17 protein-coding genes and 2 pseudogenes are annotated in these 19,508 nt (G+C 69.8%); 14 read left to right on the forward strand and 5 right to left on the reverse strand.

From position 1 onward, the window contains the following. Nucleotides 1-102 precede the first annotated feature (102 nt). From ACWDAG_RS27375 to ACWDAG_RS27385, 3 genes and pseudogenes are all read right to left on the reverse strand, one after another. A pseudogene (locus ACWDAG_RS27375) lies at nt 103-345 on the reverse strand (substrate-binding domain-containing protein); the annotation flags it as partial. 69 nt (nt 346-414) lie between these two features. Beyond that, nucleotides 415-1,389: a zinc-binding dehydrogenase gene (locus ACWDAG_RS27380; protein WP_450698214.1), complete on the reverse strand. Its 975-nt coding sequence runs from the start codon at nt 1,387-1,389 to the stop codon at nt 415-417. A gap of 215 nt (nt 1,390-1,604) precedes the next feature. Continuing rightward, a complete protein-coding gene (locus ACWDAG_RS27385; protein WP_450698215.1) occupies nt 1,605-3,239 on the reverse strand; it encodes an NAD(P)H-binding protein in 1,635 nt (544 codons plus the stop codon). A 314-nt stretch (nt 3,240-3,553) separates the two neighbouring features. Between ACWDAG_RS27385 and ACWDAG_RS27390 the strand changes: the two genes are divergently transcribed. Further along, nucleotides 3,554-4,213 (forward strand): antibiotic biosynthesis monooxygenase family protein, encoded by a 660-nt coding sequence (locus ACWDAG_RS27390; RefSeq protein WP_450698216.1) that lies wholly within the window; start codon nt 3,554-3,556, stop codon nt 4,211-4,213. Here ACWDAG_RS27390 and ACWDAG_RS27395 read toward each other — a convergent pair. Both ACWDAG_RS27395 and ACWDAG_RS27400 read right to left on the reverse strand, forming a co-directional pair. Further along, nucleotides 4,210-4,921: pseudogene (locus ACWDAG_RS27395) on the reverse strand (IS110 family transposase); the annotation flags it as partial. The gene ACWDAG_RS27390 and the pseudogene ACWDAG_RS27395 sit on opposite strands and share 4 nt — an antisense overlap. 127 nt (nt 4,922-5,048) lie before the next feature. Further along, nucleotides 5,049-5,459: a winged helix-turn-helix transcriptional regulator gene (locus ACWDAG_RS27400; RefSeq protein WP_450698217.1), complete on the reverse strand. Its 411-nt coding sequence runs from the start codon at nt 5,457-5,459 to the stop codon at nt 5,049-5,051. A 64-nt stretch (nt 5,460-5,523) separates the two neighbouring features. On the opposite strand from ACWDAG_RS27400, the gene ACWDAG_RS27405 reads away from it, so the two are divergent. The 13 genes from ACWDAG_RS27405 to ACWDAG_RS27465 all read left to right on the forward strand — a co-directional run. Next, nucleotides 5,524-6,237, forward strand: coding sequence for a DsbA family oxidoreductase (locus ACWDAG_RS27405; RefSeq protein WP_450698218.1), 714 nt, complete (start codon nt 5,524-5,526; stop codon nt 6,235-6,237). Continuing rightward, nucleotides 6,234-6,686 (forward strand): redox-sensitive transcriptional activator SoxR, encoded by a 453-nt coding sequence (gene soxR, locus ACWDAG_RS27410; RefSeq protein ID WP_390697440.1) that lies wholly within the window; start codon nt 6,234-6,236, stop codon nt 6,684-6,686. Before ACWDAG_RS27405 ends, soxR begins: the two co-directional genes overlap by 4 nt. A gap of 212 nt (nt 6,687-6,898) precedes the next feature. After that, nucleotides 6,899-8,677 (forward strand): ATP-binding protein, encoded by a 1,779-nt coding sequence (locus ACWDAG_RS27415; protein ID WP_450698219.1) that lies wholly within the window; start codon nt 6,899-6,901, stop codon nt 8,675-8,677. 114 nt (nt 8,678-8,791) lie between these two features. Continuing rightward, nucleotides 8,792-10,267 carry an FAD-dependent monooxygenase gene (locus tag ACWDAG_RS27420; protein ID WP_450698220.1) on the forward strand — a complete coding sequence of 492 codons (1,476 nt, stop codon included), beginning with the start codon at nt 8,792-8,794 and terminating at the stop codon, nt 10,265-10,267. A 75-nt stretch (nt 10,268-10,342) separates the two neighbouring features. Then, nucleotides 10,343-10,669 carry a TcmI family type II polyketide cyclase gene (locus ACWDAG_RS27425; protein WP_126395648.1) on the forward strand — a complete coding sequence of 109 codons (327 nt, stop codon included), beginning with the start codon at nt 10,343-10,345 and terminating at the stop codon, nt 10,667-10,669. Continuing rightward, a complete protein-coding gene (locus ACWDAG_RS27430; RefSeq protein WP_450698221.1) occupies nt 10,666-11,937 on the forward strand; it encodes a beta-ketoacyl-[acyl-carrier-protein] synthase family protein in 1,272 nt (423 codons plus the stop codon). Before ACWDAG_RS27425 ends, ACWDAG_RS27430 begins: the two co-directional genes overlap by 4 nt. Then, entirely contained in the window at nt 11,934-13,145 is a 1,212-nt protein-coding gene (locus ACWDAG_RS27435; protein ID WP_450698222.1) for a ketosynthase chain-length factor, read from the forward strand. The genes ACWDAG_RS27430 and ACWDAG_RS27435 overlap by 4 nt, the downstream gene beginning before the upstream one ends. An 89-nt stretch (nt 13,146-13,234) precedes the next feature. Beyond that, nucleotides 13,235-13,492, forward strand: a complete 258-nt coding sequence (locus ACWDAG_RS27440) for an acyl carrier protein (protein WP_450698223.1) — start codon at nt 13,235-13,237, stop codon at nt 13,490-13,492. Nucleotides 13,493-13,512: 20 nt separating this feature from the next. Further along, nucleotides 13,513-14,334 carry a 3-oxoacyl-ACP reductase FabG gene (gene fabG / locus ACWDAG_RS27445; protein ID WP_450698224.1) on the forward strand — a complete coding sequence of 274 codons (822 nt, stop codon included), beginning with the start codon at nt 13,513-13,515 and terminating at the stop codon, nt 14,332-14,334. 64 nt (nt 14,335-14,398) lie between these two features. Beyond that, nucleotides 14,399-15,361, forward strand: a complete 963-nt coding sequence (locus ACWDAG_RS27450; RefSeq protein WP_450698225.1) for an aromatase/cyclase — start codon at nt 14,399-14,401, stop codon at nt 15,359-15,361. A gap of 2 nt (nt 15,362-15,363) precedes the next feature. Further along, nucleotides 15,364-17,670, forward strand: a complete 2,307-nt coding sequence (locus tag ACWDAG_RS27455) for an SDR family oxidoreductase (RefSeq protein ID WP_450698226.1) — start codon at nt 15,364-15,366, stop codon at nt 17,668-17,670. Between the two features lie 14 nt (nt 17,671-17,684). After that, entirely contained in the window at nt 17,685-19,118 is a 1,434-nt protein-coding gene (locus tag ACWDAG_RS27460) for an MFS transporter (RefSeq protein WP_450698227.1), read from the forward strand. Between the two features lie 7 nt (nt 19,119-19,125). Next, nucleotides 19,126-19,508 (forward strand): carboxyl transferase domain-containing protein (locus ACWDAG_RS27465; protein WP_450698228.1); only part of this gene is annotated, 383 nt, incomplete at its 3' end.

Genomic DNA, 19,508 nt, shown 5'->3' on the forward strand with positions numbered 1-19,508 from the left:
CACCTCCACCAGCGGAGTCAGCGTCATATCGGTCCGCGTGAGCACATGAAAGCCAACGGTGCAGGCGCGCGCCCAGCCCCCAAAGCAGTGCGTCCGCCTCTCTCAGGCCGGCGGTTCCGGGGCCGGTGCGCTGCCCCGGACCACCAGCCTGGGGTCCAGGACCGCCTCCCGCGGTTCCAGCTCCGGCTTCTCCAGGCGTTCCACGGCGAACGGCACGCCGTGCTTCGCCATGAGGCGCGCGTCCTGGCGCACGGTGGTCAGCCCAATCGGCATCAGATGGGATGGATGACTGTCGTCGTATCCGACGACGGACACTTCGCGGGGAATCTCAAAGCCCGCCCGGGGCCGACGAAGGTCGAGGACGACGGCAGCCGTGATGGGTGAAGTCGTCGGTGTCCCGGGCCGTCGGGTGGGTCAGGGCAGCAGGAGCAGGGCCTTACCGATCACCTCTCGGGCCTCCAGTGCCCGGTGCGCCGCGGCGGCCTGCGCCAGTGGGAAGGTCTGGCCGATGAGTGGCCGCAACTCGCCGCGGGCCGCCGCTTCGACAGCCTGCGTCGCCAGCCGCCGCCGGTCCTCGGCGGAACGTTGCACATCCTGGATGCCACGTAGCCGCACACCCCGCTCCTGCGCGGCCCGCGTGTCGACATCGGTGAAGGAACCGCTGGGCGCGCCATGCGCGGAGAACCGGGCGCCCGGCGCCGTGAGTTCGAAGGCGGCTCGGCCGACCGCCCCGCCCACGCCGTCGAAGACGACATCGACGCCCCGGCCGCCTGTCGCCTCCCGCACGCGTGTGGTCCAGTCGGGGTCGGAGTAGTCGGCGAGGACATCGGCACCGCGCTCGTGGGCGGTGGCCAGTTTGCGCTCGCCGCGCGCCGCGGCGATGGTGCGGGCGCCGGCCGCGTGCGACAGCTGGACCAGCAGGCTGCCGAGCCCTCCGGCCGCCGCCGTGATCAGGACCTGGTCGTCCTTGGTGACCTCTGCGGCCTCGAAAACCGTCAGCGCGGTCGTGCCGTCGTTGAGGAGCGCGGCGGCCTGCGGCAACTCCAGCCCGTCCGGGACGGGGATCAATGCCTCGACCGGTACGACGACCTGCTCGGCATAGCCTCCGTAACCGCCGGCGTGGGCAGCCACCCGTCGGCCCACCCACACGGGGTCGACGCCCGGGCCGACCGCACGCACGTGCCCGGCCACGCCGTCGCCCGGTACGTAGGGCGGCTCCACCGAGAAGAACTCCCGGCCCCAGCCGTTCCTGACCTGGGTCTCGATGAAGAGGATGTCGGCGACCGTGACGTCGATCACCGTCTGTCCCGCACCGGCCACGAGGTCGGGCGCCTGCGTCGGCGTCAGAACCTCAGGGGGCCCGAATCGGTTTACCTGGACGACGATCAAGTCGGCACTCTCCTCATACGTGTGCGGTGGGCGGGGACGGACTCGCCGTGCCCCCGTCGGCAGTCGGTGCGCCGAGTGTCCTACGGGGGAAACCGCGTGCCGACGGAAACAGGACACCGGGCGAAGGAAGGCGGGCGGGAGATGTGGGGCCTGGTCGACGTCAACTCGCCCAGCGGCGGTGTGCATTCACCGCTCGGGCTCCCGGCCCCGGACATTCACCGCTCGGGCTTCTGACCCCATACGCAGAACCGCAGCATGGTGACATCACGGTCGCGCGGGTCGTCGAGGCCCGCCACGAACGCCTCGACGTTCTCGGCGCTCACCACTCCCTGCTCGATCATCGCGGGGCCCTGGAGCTTCATCCGCAACCGGATCAGTTCGCTGTCCAGTTCGTCCTGTCCCGGACCCAACGGGGCCACCCGCATCGAGACCGAGGTCAGTCCCGCCCTGGCGAACGTCGACGGGAGCATGCGGCCCCAGTGCATGTCCGCGCCCACGGCCTTCCAGCCGGCGAAGTACGCGCCGATCAACGCCCGTGCGGCAGGACTGACGGCGTGCTCGCTGGGCAGGAAGTAGAAGTCCTCCAGCAGGATCCAGCCGCCCGGCGCCAGCCAGCGCACCACCCGCTCGAACGTCTCCTCGGCCTTGGGCAGGTGCTCGAACACGGCCCGGGCCAGGATGAAGTCGATCGACTCCGGCTCGAATTCGGCCTCCGCGACGTCCTGGCGCACCACCGTCAGGTTCGGCGCGCGCCGCTCGTCCAACCGACGGATGTCGGTGTCGAGGGCGATCACCGAGCCCTGGTCGGCCTGTGCGGCCAGCCAGTACGACATGGAGCCCGCCCCTGCCCCCACCTCCAGGCAGCGCCAGTCCCGCCCGATCGGCAGGCTCGCCAGAATCTCCGTGGTGAGTGGGTCGTAGACCCGCTCCCACAGCAGGGCCAGGGCGTCATCGCCCTCGGCGCCCGCGGGGGCCTTCGTGTCCTCGGCCCGGAAGGCACCAGCGTGCTCCTCCACCCATTCCCGGAAGGTCCGCGCCGGCCGGCCGGTGACATCGGCCACGGCGGTGGATCCCACTTCCGGCTGCGTGGTGAGCATGGCGAAGTAGTCCAGCGCCCCGTCCGCGTACGCGGGGGGCCAGCCGGATTTCACCATCTCCTCCCGCGCGGCCTGTGCCTGGACGTCCTGCCAACCGAGTTGACGGCCGATCACCTCGCCGATGATGTGGACCTGTTCCTCCTGGGTGAGCACCTCCGGCCCGGTCACCAGGTACTTCTTGCCTGCGTGCCCGTCCTCGGTGAGCGCGTGCACTCCCACGGCCGCCAGGTCCCCCTCGTGCACCGACGTCCGGGCGGCCGCGCCGTGCGGGAAGTGCACGGTCCCGCCGCCCTTGATCTGACCGGCGAAGCCGAACGCGTTCGCCATGAACCCCGTGGTGCGTAGAAACGTCCAGTCCAGACTTGTCTGCTCGATCAACTCTTCCAGATAGGCGTGGCAGTTGTTGTCGCGTCGCTCCAGGCCTATGTGCACGCCGACCGACGAGACCAGGACGATCCTTTCGGCCTGACGTTCGATCTTCGCCAGCACAGCGGGCGCGGTCTCCACGCTCAGGGTGAAGAACGGCCACATCCAGAAGACACCGTGGACACCGTCGAGAGCGGGGTCGAGGCTGTCGGGGTCGGCCAGGTCGCCATAGTGCAGTTCGACGCCCTCGGGTAGCTTGGCGATGTTGGGGTCGTCCTTCAGTACCAGGGCCCGGACCGTGGCGCCCGTCGCGAGCAACTGGGCAGCGGCGTGCGGACCCACGTTGCCGGTGGCCGCGGTGATCAAGAACGTGCGCTGGGCGGTCATGGGGCGGTTCCTCTCGAGCACTGGAGAAAAGACGGATTTCCGAAATCTGCGGCGGACGGTCCGTAGGGAGCGAGTGCAGGCGAGTGAGGCGAATGGACCCTGGGGCGGCGAATGGACCCTGATGAAAGCTTCTTCGTCATCCCGGGAAGCAGTCAAGGCTTCAATTCCAGATGCACGTAAGTCTTCTTCAGAGAAATGTCAACTGCGGTGCGGCCCGGTGTCGTTGCAGGCGTCCGCCCGTGCACACTGGCGTCGAGCCGCCCAGGCGAGGCGACGTAGCAAACCATAAAGGCCGAGAGCCGAAGGAGTTCGGAATGTCCCAGATGGTATTGACGGAACCGGAGCCGGGGATCTTCGTCTTTGACAGCATCAAGGTGGCGGGTGGCGGGGGCGCCGTCGAGTTGGTGGACGCATTCAAGGAGACGGTGGAGCGCGAGTACCGCGAGGCGCCCGGGTTCCTCGGCGCACGCGTCCACCTCAGTGTGGCGGAGGACACGATCGTCACACGGGTCCGCTGGGAGCGAGAGCAGGACCTCAAGGCGTACTCGGCCGCGGTGGCGGCGCGGGGCAACACGTTCACCGAGTGTCTCGCCAAGGCGGCGATCACCGATCGTGCCGCTTTCGCCGGTACGCAGGTCCCGGGGTTCACCGGCCCGGACGCCGACAAGGAAGCCGGGTACAGCGTGGTGGCGACGCGACCGGTCCAGGACCGCGAGATGGCCATGAAGATCCATGACGTCCTGCTCAGGACAGGGGAATGGAAGCACACGATTCCCGGCTTCGTGTCCGCCACCCCGTATGTCAGCCTCGACGGCACGGAGTTCCTCAACAACCCCGCATGGGTGGACGAGGACGCCTTCCACGTCTACATGAACCACCCCAGCATCTCGGGCGGGTTGGCGGACGCGAAGGAACACGCGCTCGCCGAGCCGTGCGTGATCTCCTGCGGGTACTCGCAGGACATCGCTTCCTAATGCTGCCCAGCGGCCGTAGTCGCTGGTGGTGTGACTTGGTAGCACCGCCGGTCACGGATCAGGGCCCACAGAACGTTCGGTGGTGGGCGACCGGCCGGTGCAGGTTGCCGCTGACCTTGCCGGAGTCATGAGGCGCGGGGGCGACGCCGGCGAAGGCCGCCAGGACGTCCGGGGAGTCGAAGTCATCCCGGTCGCAACCGACCGCGGCAAGGAACTCCGCGCCGAGCACGGTGACTGTCTGGTGGCCCGTCAACAGCTTGAGCGGGCCGGTGTTGGTCACGTCCAGGGTCCGTTCCAGGGCCGGGAACATGCTCAGCAGAGTGCCTCGCAGGCGGTCGACCACGCGGGTGCGGTCCTCGAACCGGGTCGACCCGGCGTCCGGTCGGCAGCTTGAGCTCGATGGCGGCTGCGTCGCCGGGGCGGAGGGGCCACAGTTCACGGCGCATCCTGGCCTGGTCGGCGATGACGTAGGCGACGCGGGCGTCGGTCCTGCCCTCGCCGCGGTAGCCGTCGGAGGCCCTGGTGCCCAGGCGGCCGGGCATGAGGAGGACCTCCTGGCCGTGGTTGACCAGCAGGGCCGGCAGCGGCGCCGGGTTTCCCGCCGGTCATGTCGATGGCCCAGGTGACCTGACGGCTGTCGGCGAGGTCGAGGGCGTCGCCGATCAGGCGACTTGTTCGCACTTCCTGATCGGCGGCCGAGTCGTCGAGGGGTGCCGGGCGGCGAAGCGATGCAAGCCACGAGGCGGCAGCCGACTGACAGCCACACCCGGCACCCCTGGGGGACCCAACCCCTACGAATGTCTCGATCAAGACGGTAGAGCCGGCTGACGGCACTTCACTTCTGCGGAGTGCCGGCCGCGGCGTCGTACGCCGTCTGGGCGTCGACGATGTCGTGAGTGTGCAGGGTGATCCACTCGACGAGGGCGTGTGTGTACTGGGCGAGTCCGCTGCCGAGCGGAGTCAGGCCGTACGAGACCCGGGGCGGCGAATCGGGCACGACCTCCCGGCTGACCAGCCCGTCCCGGCACAGGACGCGGAGGTTCTGGGACAGCATCTTCTCGCTGATCCCGCCGATCCGGTCCCGTAGCTCGTAGAACCGCAGGTCGCCTTCGCGCAACGCGCTGAGGATCAGCACACCCCAGCGGCTGGTGACGTGGTTGAGGACATGTCGTCCAGGACAGTCCGTGTGGAACGCGTCACTTTCCCGGGACGACTGATGGTGTGTGAGCTCGTGACGGACCTTCATGTACTGAGCTTACCCAGAGGTATGGGCTCACTTCCAGTAAGCCCAGGTCCCTAGGCTTGACGTCATGACAGAGATCACCGTGGACATCTGGTCCGACATCGTCTGCCTCTGGTGTCCGATCGGCAAAGCCCAGTTCGACACCGCTCTGGCGCAGTTCGACCATCGGGACGCGGTGACGGTGCGATATCACAGCTTCGAACTCGACCCGAGCACACCGCGCGACAGCGCCCAGCCCATGCTGGAGAGGTCGGCCCGCGACATGGGCACCAGCAAGGCGCACGCGGCCGAGGTGCTCGGGCAGGTCGCCTCGATCGCCGCGGATCTGGACCTGGAGTACCGGATCGACACGATCCGCGTGGTCAACTCCTTCGACGCGCACCGCCTGACGCATTTCGCCGCCGGCCACGGTCGCGCCGACCTCATGCTGGGCCGCCTGATGGCGGCCTATACCGGCGAGGGGGCCGTGCTGTCCGACAGCGACACCCTGGTCCGCCTCGCGGGCGAAGTGGGGCTCGACCAGGAGGAGGCCGCGGAGGCGCTCAGGAGCGGCCGGTACGCCGACTCCGTCCGCCAGGACCAGCAGCTGGCTCGGCGGCTCGGTCTTCGCGGGGTGCCCAGCTACGTCGTTCAGGAGACCTACGCGGCCTTCGGGCCGCAGAGCCCGGACGAGATGACCGCGCTGCTCCAGCGGGCCTGGGACGACGCCGTCCGCTCTGACTCGGCGGCGGGCCATGGAGCCCCTGGTCCCGTCAGCCCCGCCGCGGACTCCGGCGCATGAGCGGTCCCCGGCCCGCGACGCAGATGACCATCAGTCAGTTCGCGCGGCGCGCCGGTGTGCCCACCTCCACGCTGCGCTTCTACGAGCGGCAGGGACTGGTCCGCAGCGCGCGCACCTCCGGGAACCAGCGCCGTTATGCGCGTGACACACTCCGGCGGGTCTCCTTCATCCGGGTGTCCCAGCGGCTCGGCATACCGCTCGCGGCGATCCGGGAGGTCCTCGACCTGCTGCCCGAAGGCCGTACTCCGACTCCGGAGGACTGGGCCCGCGTCTCGGAGCACTGGTACGAGGATCTGACCCGGCGCATCGAGCAGTTGATCGCCCTCCGGGACGCCCTGACCGACTGCATCGGCTGCGGCTGCCTCACCCTGGAGCGGTGCCAGTTGGCCAACCCCTATGACGTACTCGGCGAGAAGGGGCCGGGCGCCCATCGCCTCGGTATGCGCTGAAACCCCGCGGGGTTTCAGCGCGGCGATTGAGATTCCTTTGACGTTACCCATCGTTCGTGCGGACGCCTTGACATTCTTCTGAGGATTCATCACGGTCCTCTTTATTTCTCGCCTTGACCTGCCCGTGCGGAAACGAAGAGGATTTACACCACTCACCGATTCTCTTTCCTCGACACTCCGGAAGAGAGTGGCTTCTTTGAGGTGGTGTTTCCATGCCAGAGAAGGTCCTGATCTCCAATCGTGGCGAAATAGCCGTCCGTGTGGCGCGTGCGTGCCGGGATGCCGGTATCGCAAGCGTGGCCGTCTATGCCGACCCGGACCGGGACGCGCCGCATGTCCGCGCCGCGGACGAGGCGTTCGCCCTCGGCGGCGACACTCCGGCCACGAGCTACCTCGACATCGAGAAGGTGCTGGGTGCGGCCCGTGAGTGTGGGGCGGACGCCGTGCACCCGGGCTACGGCTTCCTCTCGGAGAATGCGGACTTCGCACAGGCGGTCCTGAACGCGGGCCTGATCTGGATCGGCCCGCCCCCGCAGGCCATCCGCGACCTCGGCGACAAAGTGGCGGCCCGTCACATCGCCCAACGCGCGGGCGCACCCCTCGTCGTCGGCACGCCCGACCCGGTCTCCGGCGCCGAGGAGGTCGTCGCCTTCGCCGAACACCACGGCCTGCCCATCGCCATCAAGGCCGCCTTCGGCGGCGGCGGCCGCGGCCTGAAAGTCGCCCGCACCCTCGAAGACATCCCCGAACTGTACGACTCGGCCGTCCGCGAGGCGGTCGCCGCCTTCGGCCGCGGCGAGTGCTTCGTCGAGCGCTACCTCGACAAGCCACGCCACGTCGAGACCCAGTGCCTGGCCGACTCCCACGGCAACGTGGTCGTCGTCTCCACCCGCGACTGCTCCCTGCAGCGCCGCCACCAAAAACTCGTCGAAGAAGCCCCCGCCCCCTTCCTGACCGACGAACAGAACGCCGAGTTGTACCGCGCCTCCAAGGCGATCCTGAAGGAGGCCGGCTACGTCGGCGCGGGCACTGTGGAGTTCCTCGTCGGAGCCGACGGCACGATCTCCTTCCTGGAGGTCAACACCCGCCTGCAGGTCGAGCACCCGGTCACCGAGGAGGTCGCCGGCATCGACCTGGTGCGCGAGATGTTCCGCATCGCCGACGGCGAGGAACTCGGCTACGACGACCCCGAACTGCGCGGTCACTCCTTCGAGTTCCGTATCAATGGCGAGGACCCGGGCCGCGGCTTCCTGCCCGCCCCCGGCACAGTCACCAAGTTCGAGGCCCCGTCCGGCCCTGGCGTCCGTCTGGACGCGGGTGTCGAGTCCGGCAGCGTCATCGGACCCGCCTGGGACTCCCTGCTCGCCAAGCTGATCATCACCGGCGCCACCCGCGAGCAGGCCCTGCAGCGGGCGGCCCGCGCCCTGGAGGAGTTCCAGGTCGAGGGCATGGCAACGGCGATCCCCTTCCACCGCGTGGTGGTCAAGGACCCGGCCTTCGCCCCCGAACTCACCGGCTCCACCGACCCGTTCACCGTCCACACCCGCTGGATCGAGACCGAGTTCGCCAACACCATCGAGCCCTTCACCGCCCCCGCCGACACCCCCGAGGCCGAGGACGAGGCCGGCCGCGAAACCGTCGTAGTCGAGGTCGGCGGCAAACGCCTGGAGGTCTCCCTCCCCGCCTCCCTCGGCATGACCCTCGCCCGCACCGGCCTGGCCGCCGGAGCCAAGCCCAAACGCCGTGCCGCCAGGAAGTCCGGCCCCGCCGCCTCCGGCGACGCCCTCACCTCCCCCATGCAGGGCACCATCGTCAAGGTCGCCGTCGAGGAGGGCCAGGAGGTCAAGGAAGGCGACCTGGTCGTCGTCCTCGAAGCCATGAAGATGGAACAGCCCCTGAACGCGCACAAAGCGGGCACTGTCAAGGACCTCGGAATCGAGGTCGGGGCCGCCGTGGCCCAGGGCGCGGCCATCTGCGACATCAAAGTCTGACGAACCATCCAGGCCGCAAACCATCCGGGCCACAGTTCTGATCCGCCGGGCTGCTTGCCGACACGTGCGCCCGAAATGCGCTCAATTGTGACCGTGGTCGACCGAGGAGAACTTATGGACGCCGAAGTAATTGTCGTCGGAGCGGGGCCGGCCGGGTTGATGCTCGCCGGAGAGCTACGGCTGGCGGGTGTCGACGTCGTCGTCATCGAGCGCCTGGCCGCACGGACGGGTGAGTCCAGGGGCCTGGGGTTCACGGCGCGCACCATGGAGGTCTTCGACCAGCGGGGGCTGCTCTCGCGGTTCGGTGACATCGAGATCAGCAACCAGGGCCACTTCGGTGGTCTGCCCGTCGACTTCGCCGTGCTCGACGGCGCCCACCAGGCCGCCAAGACCGTGCCGCAGTCCCACACGGAGACGGTTCTGGAGAACTGGGCCGAGGAGCTGGGCGCGGACATCCGGCGCCGACACGAGCTGCTGTCCCTCAAGGACACCGGTGATGCGGTGGAGGTCGAGGTCCAAGGCCCGGACGGCGTACACCAGTTGACCGCCGGCTACCTGGTGGGCTGCGACGGCGGGCGCAGCGTCGTGCGCAAGACCGTGGGCTTCGACTTCCCGGGCACACCGGCCACGCTGGAGATGTTCCTCGCCGATGTGAAGGGGCTCGACCTCGAGCCCCGCATGATCGGTGAGACGTTGCCGGGCGGCATGGTCATGGTCGGCCCGCTGCCCGGTGGGATCACCCGGCTGATCGTGTGCGAACGGGGCACGCCCCCGCAGCGGCGGGAGACGCCGCCCTCCTACGACGAGGTGGCGGCGGCCTGGAAGCGCCTCACCGGCGACGACATCTCGCACGGTGAGCCGGTCTGGGTCAGTTCGTTCGGCGATGCGACGCGCCAGGTCACCGAGTACCGGCAGGGTCGGGTCTTCCTGGCCGGCGACTCGGCGCACATCCACCTCCCGGCCGGCGGCCAGGGGATGAACACCAGCATCCAGGACGCCGTGAACCTGGGCTGGAAGCTGGCCGCCGTGGTTCGAGGCCGGGCACCCGAGTCCCTGCTGGACACCTATCACGAAGAGCGCCACCCGGTCGGCAAGCGGCTGCTGATGAACACCCGCGCCCAGGGGCTGCTCTTCCTGAGCGGGCCCGAAGTGCAGCCGCTGCGCGATGTGTTCACCGAGTTGATCACCTATCTGCCGGTGAGCCGGCACCTCGCCGGGATGGTCAGCGGTCTGGAGATCCGGTACCCGGTCGCCGGGGGACGGCATCCGCTGCTCGGTCGCCGTATGCCGCACCTGAAGCTGTCCGACAGCACCGGAAGGAGCGTCGGCAGCAGCACCGAGGCGCTGCACGCGGGGCGCGGCGTCCTGCTCGACCTGGCCGACAATCCGGAGCTTCGGCGCCGCGCCGCCGGGTGGCGGGACCGCGTGGACATCGTGACCGGGCGGCCGCAGGGCCTCGCCGAGGACAGTGAGCTCGCGGGCACCACCGCCGTGCTGATCCGTCCCGACGGCTACGTGGCGTGGGCAGCGCCCGGCTGCCACAGCGATCTGCCCATGGCCCTGGACCGCTGGTTCGGTCCCGCCGGCTAGGCCTTCCTCCGGAACCGCTGTCCCGTACCGGAAACCGTAGGAAACGAAGGAAAAACAGAGGAAAGCGAGAGAAGCATGCACAGTACCCTGATCGTCGCCCGGATGGCGCCGGACTCCAGCGCTGACGTGGCACAGCTGTTCAGCGCTTTCGACACGACGGACATGCCCCACCGCATGGGCACCCGACGCCGTCAGCTCTTCTCGTACCGGGGCCTCTACTTCCACCTCCAGGACTTCGCCGAGGACAACGGCGACCGGCTCATCCAGGAGGCCAGGACGGACCCGCGGTTCGTCGCCATCAGCGACGACCTGAAGCCCTTCATCGAGGCCTACGACCCGGCGACCTGGCGCTCCCCCGCCGACGCCATGGCCACCCGCTTCTACCACTGGGAGGCACGGTGAACGGCCGACGGGTCGTCATCACCGGGATGGAGGTCCTCGCTCCCGGCGGTGTCGGTGTCAAGAACTTCTGGGACCTGTTGAGCGGGGGACGGACCGCGACCCGGCGTATCACCTTCTTCGATCCTTCGCCGTTCCGCTCCCAGGTCGCGGCGGAGATCGACTTCGATCCCGAGATGCACGGACTGCGCCCGCAGGAGGTGCGGCGTATGGACCGGGCCGCGCAGTTCGCGGTCGTCGCGGCGCGCGGTGCGGTCGCGGACAGCGGGATCGAGCTCGACTCCTACGATCCCTTCCGCGTCGGCGTCACCATCGGCAGCGCCGTGGGCGCCACGACGGGCCTCGACCAGGAGTACCGGATCGTCAGTGACGGCGGTCGGTTGGAACTCGTCGACCACGAGTACGCCGTACCCCATCTGTACGAGTACCTGGTGCCCAGTTCCTTCACCGCCGAGGTCGCGCGGACGGTCGGGGCCCGGGGTCCCAGCACGGTGGTGTCCACGGGCTGCACCTCGGGCCTGGACTCGGTCGGTCACGCCGTCGAGCTGATCCGTGAGGGTTCCGTCGACGTCATGATCGCCGGTGCGACGGACGCGCCGATCTCCCCGATCACCATGGCGTGCTTCGACGCCATCAAGGCGACCACGCCCCGGCACGACGAACCGGAGCGGGCCTCCCGCCCCTTCGACGGCACCCGCAACGGATTCGTGCTGGGTGAGGGAGCGGCGGTGTTCGTCCTGGAGGAGCTGGAGAGTGCCGCCGCGCGCGGCGCCCATGTGTACGCCGAGATCGCGGGGTACGCCACGCGCAGCAACGCGTACCACATGACCGGTCTGCGACCGGACGGCGCGGAGATGGCCGAGGCGATCCGGGTCGCACTCGACGAGGCGCGGATGCCCGGTGACCAGATCGACTACATCAACGCCCATGGCTCGGGCACCAAGCAGAACGACCGTCATGAGACGGCGGCGTTCAAGCGGAGCCTGGGCGAGCACGCCTATCGGACCCCGGTCAGCTCCATCAAGTCGATGGTCGGCCACTCGCTCGGCGCGATCGGGGCGATCGAGATCGCCGCGTCCGCCCTCGCCATGGAGAACAGCACGGTGCCGCCCACCGCCAACCTGCACACCCCCGACCCCGAGTGCGACCTGGACTACGTCCCGCTGGAGGCGCGTGACCAGCTCACGGACGCCGTGCTCACCGTCGGCAGCGGTTTCGGCGGTTTCCAGAGCGCCATGGTGCTGGCCCGGCCCGACCGGAGGGTCGCATGAGCGCGTCAGCGGTGGTGACCGGCCTCGGCGTTGCCGCGCCCAACGGCCTGGGCACGGACGAGTACTGGAAGGCCACGCTGGTCGGCCGGAGCGGGATCGGCCCGATCACCCGCTTCGACCCGAGTTCCTATCCGGCGCGGCTGGCGGGTGAGGTTCCCGGCTTCGTCGCGCAGGAGCACATCCCGGGCCGGCTGATCCCGCAGACCGACCGGATGACCCAGCTCGCGCTGGCGGCGACGGACTGGGCGCTGCGGGACGCACGGGTAGAGCCGGGTGAACTGCCCGCCTTCGACATGGGTGTGGTCACGGCCAGTTCCTCCGGCGGTTTCGAGTTCGGCCAGGGCGAACTGCGCAAACTGTGGTCCCAGGGCAGCGAGTACGTCAGCGCCTACCAGTCGTTCGCCTGGTTCTACGCCGTCAACAGCGGCCAGATATCGATCCGCAACGGGATGAAGGGCCCCAGCGGAGTGGTCGTGAGCGACCAGGCGGGCGGACTGGACGCCCTCGCGCAGGCCAGGCGCCAGATCCGCAAGGGGACCCCGCTCGTCGTCTCCGGCGGTGTCGACGCCTCGATCTGCACCTGGGGTTGGGTGGCCCAGCTCGCCGGCGGCCGGCTGAGCACCAGCGACGATCCCGCGCGGGCCTATGTGCCGTTCGACGCTCAGGCCCGTGGACATGTGCCGGGCGAGGGCGGCGCCATCCTGATCGTGGAGGACGCGGCGGCGGCCCGTCGGCGGGGAGCACGCGTGTACGGCGAGATCGCCGGCTACGCCGCGACATTCGACCCCGCGCCGGAAACCGGATGTGAGCCCGGGCTGGGCAAGGCGATCGAGCTGGCTCTGGCGGACGCCGGGGCACAGCCGTCGGACATCGACGTGGTGTTCGCGGACGCGGCGGCGGTCCCGGAACTGGACCGCGCCGAGGCGGAGGCGATCACCGCGGTCTTCGGCCCGCGCGGGGTACCCGTGACCGCGCCGAAGACAATGACCGGCCGACTCTACTCCGGTGCCGCCGCCCTCGATGTCGCGACCGCGCTGCTGGCCGTCCAGGACGGTGTCGTACCGCCGACCAGCAACGTCGAACCATCCGCCGACCATGACCTCGACCTGGTCATCGGCGAGCCTCGCCGTCTTCCCGTGCGCAGCGCCCTGGTACTGGCCCGCGGCCACGGCGGTTTCAACTCCGCGCTCGTCGTACGGGCCGTCTGACCCGCCCGACGTCCCGTGCCGCTGACCGGGCGCGCCCCTCACACACCACTCCCCCATCGCACACCCCGACGACCGGAAGGGAAACAAACATGTCCCCGTTCACTCTCACCGACCTCAAGCGGATCCTCCTCGAAAGCGCGGGCGCCGACGAAGGCGTCGACCTCGACGGCGAGATCCTCGACATGGAGTTCGTGGACTTGGGCTACGAGTCCCTCGCCCTGCTGGAGACCAGCGGCCGCATCGAGCGTGAGTACCACATCTCGCTGGACGAGTCGGCGATGGCCGACGTCACGACACCGCGCGCACTCATCGACCTGGTCAACAGCCACCTCGCGGCCGCGGCCTGAACCGAGCACGGAGGAAGAACATGACCGTCACCCCTGTCGCCGAACAGCGGGACACCGCCGGCGAAACGACGCAGAAGGTCGCGCTCGTCTCCGGTGCCACGAGCGGTATCGGGCTCGCCGTCGCCCGACTGCTGGCCTCGACCGGCCATCGGGTGTTCATCGGCGCCCGGAACGCCGAGAACGTCGCCGCCACCGTCAAGGAACTGCGTGAGGAAGGCCTCGACGTGGACGGCGCCGTCCTCGACGTCCGTTCGACGGACGCGGTGCGACAGTTCGTCGAAGCCGCCGTCGAGCGCTTCGGCACCGTCGACGTGCTGGTCAACAACGCCGGCCGGTCCGGTGGCGGGGTCACCGCCGACATCGACGAGGAGCTGTGGCAGGACGTCATCGACACCAATCTCCACAGCGTGTTCCGGATGACCAAGGAAGTCCTCAACACCGGTGGCATGCGTCAGAAGAAGCGCGGGCGCATCATCAACATCGCCTCGACGGCCGGTAAGCAGGGCGTGGTTCTGGGCGCCCCCTACTCGGCCTCCAAGCACGGTGTCGTCGGTTTCACCAAGGCCCTGGGCAATGAGCTGGCGCCCACCGGTATCACCGTCAACGCGGTCTGCCCGGGCTATGTCGAGACGCCGATGGCGCAGCGCGTCCGGCAGGGCTATGCCGCGGCGTACGACACCACCGAGGAGGCGATCATGGAGAAGTTCTCCGCGAAGATCCCGCTCGGCCGCTATTCCAGCCCGGAAGAGGTCGCCGGTCTCGTCGGCTACCTGGCGTCCGACCCCGCTGCCTCCATCACCTCGCAGGCCCTCAACGTCTGCGGCGGCCTCGGAAACTTCTGACCGCCGACCGTACGGCACCCGCCCCTCGGGCTCCTAGGGATCCCCGCCGGAAAGGAGAACAGACATGCCCCCCAGCGCACTTCGCGAGGTCGAGCACGAGATCGTCGTGGCGGCACCGGCCGCCGACGTGTACCGGCTCATCGCCGAGGTCGAGAACTGGCCGAGGATCTTCCCGCCCACCATCCACGTGGACCATGTGGAACGCGGTGAGAAGGAGGAGGTCATCCGGATCTGGGCCACCGCCAACGGCGAGCCCAAGAGCTGGACCTCGCGCCGCACCCTCGACCCCGAGGCCCTGCGGATCGGTTTCCGCCAGACGATATCGACCCCTCCGGTGGCCACGATGGGCGGCACCTGGGTCATCGAGGCGCTCTCGGACAGCGAGTCCCGGATCCGTCTGCTGCACGACTACCGCGCGGTCGACGACGACCCGAAGAGCCTGGAGTGGATCGACAAGGCCGTCGACCGCAACTCCCGCTCCGAGCTGGCGGCTCTGAAGGGCAATGTGGAACTGGCCGTCGCCCAGTCCCGGGAGCTGCTGCTGTCCTTCGAGGACAGCGTCCGGATCAACGGCTCCGCCAAGAACGTCTTCGACTTCGTCAACGAGGCCCAGCTGTGGGCCGAGCGACTGCCGCACGTGGCCAAGGTCCGGTTCGAGGAGGATGCCAACGGTCTGCAGACCCTGGAGATGGACACCCGGGCCAAGGACGGTTCCACACACACCACGAAGTCCATCCGGGTGACCTTCCCCCACCACAAGATCGCGTACAAGCAGATCACCCTGCCCGCGCTGATGTCCCTGCACACCGGCTACTGGACGTTCGTGCAGCACGAGGAGGCGGACGGCACCGTCGTCACCACCGCGTCCTCGCAGCACACCGTGGTGATCAACCCGGAGAACATCGCCCGCGTCCTCGGCCCCGAGGCCGGCGTGGCCGAGGCCCGCGAGTACGTCCAGGGCGCGCTGAGCACCAACAGCCTGGCCACGCTGGGCCACGCCAAGGACTACGCCGAAGCCAAGGGCTGACCATGGCCGGCGCAGCGGACGTACAGCCCCGTATCGACACCCAGGTCGTCGTGGTGGGGGCGGGTCCCGTGGGGCTGATGCTCGCCGGGGAACTGCGGCTCGGCGGGGTGGACGTCGTCGTGGTGGAGAGCAGGGCCGAACCAACCACCGAGTCACGTGCGTCGACCCTGCACGCCCGCACCATGGAGATCTTCGCCTCCCGGGGGCTGCTGAACGGCTTCGGGGAACTGCCGAACGACGTCATGGGCCACTTCGGCGGCATCCCGCTGGACCTGACGCTGCCGGGCCCGTACCCCGGCCAGTGGAAGGCCCCACAGGTCCGCACGGAAGCGGTCCTCCAGGAATGGGCCCTCTCCCTCGGCGCCCGTCTCCGACGCGGTCACGCACTCACCTCGGTGACACTTCATCAGGACCGGGTGGAGGCCGAGGTGTCGGGGCCCGCCGGGCCGGTCCGGATCAGTGCGCTGTACCTCGTCGGCTGCGACGGCGGGCAGAGCACGGTCCGCCGGCTCACCGGGGCGGAGTTCCCCGGCCGGGACGCCGGCCGGGAGCTGATCCGGGCGGATGTCACCGGGATCGACATCCCGGCCCGGCGCTTCCAGCGGCTGGAGCGGGGGCTGGCCATCGCGGCCCGCAGTCCGCAGGGGGTCACCCGGGTCATGGTGCACGAGTTCGGCAGCGCCGCAGCACAGCGCACCCGTGACCCGGAGTTCGCCGACATCCGCGACGCGTGGCGGCGCGTCACCGGCGAGGACATCTCCCATGGCACACCGCTGTGGGTCAACTCCTTCGACGACACCTCCCGCCAGCTGGCCCAGTACCGGCACGGCCGCGTGCTGTTCGCGGGCGACGCGGCCCACCAGCAGATGCCCATCGGTGGCCAGGCGCTCAACCTCGGTCTCCAGGACGCGGTCAACCTCGGCTGGAAACTGGCCCTCCAGGTCAGTGGCCGGGCACCAGCCGGACTCCTAGACAGCTACCACGCCGAACGTCACGCCGTCGGCCGGCGGGTCCTGGCGAACATCAACGCCCAGGCGCTGCTGCTGCTCGGCGGCCCGGAGGTGGAGGCCGCCCGCAGCGTCCTCGCCGAACTCATCGCCCTGGAACCCGTCCGGCAACGGCTGGCCGGGGCGATATCCGGCCTGGGCATCCGCTACGACACCGGCCCCGGCGGCCATTCGCTGCTGGGCGCCCGCCTGGCGCACGGTCACCCCGTGCGCTCCGGGCGGGGCCTGCTCATCGACGCCTACGGCGACCCTGAACACCACCTGCGGCTGCGCCGGGCCGCCGCGCCCTGGGCGGACCGGGTGGACGTCCTGGCGGCCGGACCCGAGACCGTCGGGCTGTCCGGCACCGATGCCGTGCTCGTCCGCCCGGACGGCCATGTCGTCTGGATCGCCTCGGCCGGACCCCCCGGCCCGGAACCACTGGTCGCGGCCCTGCGGACCTGGTTCGGCGAGCCTGCGCGGCTCGACCACGTCGGCGACACACGACACCTCTCGGTCGAACGCACCACACGAAACCCCCCAGCCGAACGGAGACACGACATGAACAGGCTCACCGGCAAGACGGCACTGGTCACGGGATCGAGCCGGGGCATAGGCCGCGCGATCGCCGAACGGCTGGCCCGGGAGGGGGCGCTCATCGCGGTGCACTGCTCCACCGGCGTGGCGGCGGCCGAGGACGTCGTCGCGTCGATCGAGAGTGACGGCGGCCGGGCCTTCGTCGTGCAGGCCGAACTCGGTGTGCCCGGCGACGTCCACGAGTTGTTCCTCGCCCTCGAACAGGGGTTGAAGGAGCGCACCGGGTCGACCGATCTGGACATCGTCGTCAACAACGCCGGGGTGATGGGCGGTGTCTCCGTGGAGGACACCACCCAGGAGAAGTTCGACCGGCTGTTCGCCGTCAATGTCAGGGCGCCGTTCTTCATCATCCAGCGGGCTCTGGCCAACCTGACCGAGGGGGGCCGTATCGTCAACATCTCCTCCGGCCTCACCCGTTTCGCCAATCCCGACGAGATCGCGTACGCGATGACGAAGGGAGCGGTGGAGCAACTCGCCCTGCACTTCGCCAAGTTCCTCGCTCCGCGCAACATCACCATCAACAGCGTGGCGCCGGGCATCACCCGCAACGGCAGTCCCGTCTTCGACATACCGGAGGCGGTCGAGCAGATGGCGCAGCTGTCGGCGTTCGGCCGGGTCGGGGAGCCGCAGGACGTCGCCGACGTCGTGGCCTTCCTCGCCTCCCCCGACGCACGCTGGGTCACCGGGGCGTTCATCGACGCCAGCGGCGGAACGCTGCTCGGCTGAGGGACGGACCACCGATGACAAGGCCCAGGAGTGTTGCCGAGGGAGCGTGGGGGTCCCCCGAAGCCAGGCCGACGGCCGGGCGGTGGGGTGCGGGGCAGTGGGGCCTGCTGATCGTGCTGGCGGGCAACATGCTCATCGACGCGCTCGAGGTGTCCGTGGTGATCGTGGCGCTGCCCTCGGTCGGCGCGGGCCTCGGGATGCCGCTGGTCGCATCGCAGTGGCTGGTCAGCGGGTTCGCTCTGGGGTTCGGCGGGCTGCTGCTGTTCGGTGCCCGGGTGGTGGAGGCGCTGGGACGCCGCCGGGTCTATCTGGTCGCGCTCCTCGCCTTCGCCGCCGCCTCCCTGACGGCCGGGCTGACGAGCGAGCCGTGGCTGCTGATCGCCATGAGGTTCGTCAAGGGCTGCTGTGCCGCGCTCACCGCTCCCACCGGCCTCGCGATCATCGGTGCCGCGTTCCGCGAGGGCCCGGACCGCGACCGGGCGGTCTCGGTGTACGCGTTCTTCGGCGCCGCCGGGTTCACCTCCGGACTGCTGTTGTCCGGGGCGCTCACCGGGGTCGGCTGGCGGTGGGCCATCCTGTTCCCCGCTCCCGCCGTACTCGTCCTCCTTGTCTTCGGACTGCGGCTCGTCCCCGTCGACGAGCCGGGTCCGTCGACAGGGCGGTCCTTCGACGCGACCGGCGCCGCGTCCTTCACCGGAGCGCTGTCGGCGCTGGTGTACGGGGTGATGTCGGTCGCCCGGGCCGGCTGGTCCGCGCCTCCCACGGTCATCGCCTTCGCACTCGCCGCGCTGCTCGCAGCAGTCTTCGTCACCGCGGAACGGTTCGCGCGGCAGCCGCTGATCCGCATCGAGGTGCTCGCCAACACCATGCTCGTCCGCTCGATGCTCGGTGCGGCGGCCCTCAACGGCTCGTACCTGGGGCTGCTGTTGCTCGCCACGGTGCGCCTGCAGACCCAGCACGGTTGGTCCCCCTGGCAGACGGCACTGGCCTTCCTGCCGGCGAGCGCCCCGGTGGTCGTCACCACGCTGCTGACGCAGCGGCTGGTGAAGCGGTTCGGCACGGCTCGGCTGATCGCCCTGGGAGCGCTGTGCCCGGTGGCGGCCTGTCTGCTGTACGCGGTGCGGGCGTCCGGTACGACCGTCCGCTACACCACCGACGTACTGCCGTCGCTGCTGCTGATGGGCGCCGGGTTCGTGCTGGCTTTCGCGGCGCTGAACATCCAGGCCACGTCGCGGATCGCGGCAGCCGAGCGGGCGACCGCCACGGCCCTGTACCAGACCGCCGTTCAGTTCGCGGCTGCCCTGGTCCCGGCCGTGGTCGCCGCGGTCGTCGCCTCGGGCGCGGGAGAGCGGACGGCCGCCCTGTCCATCCTCGCCGTCGCCCTGGTGGGCGTCCTGCCGTACGCCGCGGACCGCGTGGTCGCCCACCACGGTTCCACACGAGAGTGAGAGACCCATGCTCGCAACCGACACCACCACCGCCGACCCGGCCGTCAGGACGGCTTCGCCGCCCACCGCGCGCGAACGCCTGGACGAACTCCGGCTGCTCAAGGAGGAGGCCCGGGACGGAACGGACCCGAAGGCCACCGAACGCCAGCACGACAGGGGGAAGTTGACCGGCCGGGAGCGCATCGAGCTGCTCCTCGACCCGGGCTCCTTCCAGGAGGTCGAGCAGCTGCGCCGGCACCGCGCGGTCGGCTTCGGCCTGGAGGCGAAGAAGCCGTACACGGACGGTGTGATCACTGGCTGGGGCACGGTGGAGGGCCGTACGGTCTTCGTCTACGCCCATGACTTCCGCATCTTCGGCGGCGCACTGGGCGAGGCCCACGCCACCAAGAT

The sequence above is a fragment of the Streptomyces sp. NPDC001157 genome, assembly GCF_053598255.1.

Bases quoted from the DNA above. Each gene is read 5' to 3' on its own strand.
- ACWDAG_RS27385 (WP_450698215.1), bottom strand. From the start codon at position 3,239: ATGACCGCCCAGCGCACGTTCTTGATCACCGCGGCCACCGGCAACGTG.
- ACWDAG_RS27390 (WP_450698216.1), top strand. From the start codon at position 3,554: ATGTCCCAGATGGTATTGACGGAACCGGAGCCGGGGATCTTCGTCTTT.
- ACWDAG_RS27400 (WP_450698217.1), bottom strand. From the start codon at position 5,459: ATGAAGGTCCGTCACGAGCTCACACACCATCAGTCGTCCCGGGAAAGT.
- ACWDAG_RS27405 (WP_450698218.1), top strand. From the start codon at position 5,524: ATGACAGAGATCACCGTGGACATCTGGTCCGACATCGTCTGCCTCTGG.
- soxR (WP_390697440.1), top strand. From the start codon at position 6,234: ATGAGCGGTCCCCGGCCCGCGACGCAGATGACCATCAGTCAGTTCGCG.
- ACWDAG_RS27415 (WP_450698219.1), top strand. From the start codon at position 6,899: ATGCCAGAGAAGGTCCTGATCTCCAATCGTGGCGAAATAGCCGTCCGT.
- ACWDAG_RS27420 (WP_450698220.1), top strand. From the start codon at position 8,792: ATGGACGCCGAAGTAATTGTCGTCGGAGCGGGGCCGGCCGGGTTGATG.
- ACWDAG_RS27425 (WP_126395648.1), top strand. From the start codon at position 10,343: ATGCACAGTACCCTGATCGTCGCCCGGATGGCGCCGGACTCCAGCGCT.
- ACWDAG_RS27435 (WP_450698222.1), top strand. From the start codon at position 11,934: ATGAGCGCGTCAGCGGTGGTGACCGGCCTCGGCGTTGCCGCGCCCAAC.
- ACWDAG_RS27440 (WP_450698223.1), top strand. From the start codon at position 13,235: ATGTCCCCGTTCACTCTCACCGACCTCAAGCGGATCCTCCTCGAAAGC.
- fabG (WP_450698224.1), top strand. From the start codon at position 13,513: ATGACCGTCACCCCTGTCGCCGAACAGCGGGACACCGCCGGCGAAACG.
- ACWDAG_RS27450 (WP_450698225.1), top strand. From the start codon at position 14,399: ATGCCCCCCAGCGCACTTCGCGAGGTCGAGCACGAGATCGTCGTGGCG.
- ACWDAG_RS27455 (WP_450698226.1), top strand. From the start codon at position 15,364: ATGGCCGGCGCAGCGGACGTACAGCCCCGTATCGACACCCAGGTCGTC.
- ACWDAG_RS27460 (WP_450698227.1), top strand. From the start codon at position 17,685: ATGACAAGGCCCAGGAGTGTTGCCGAGGGAGCGTGGGGGTCCCCCGAA.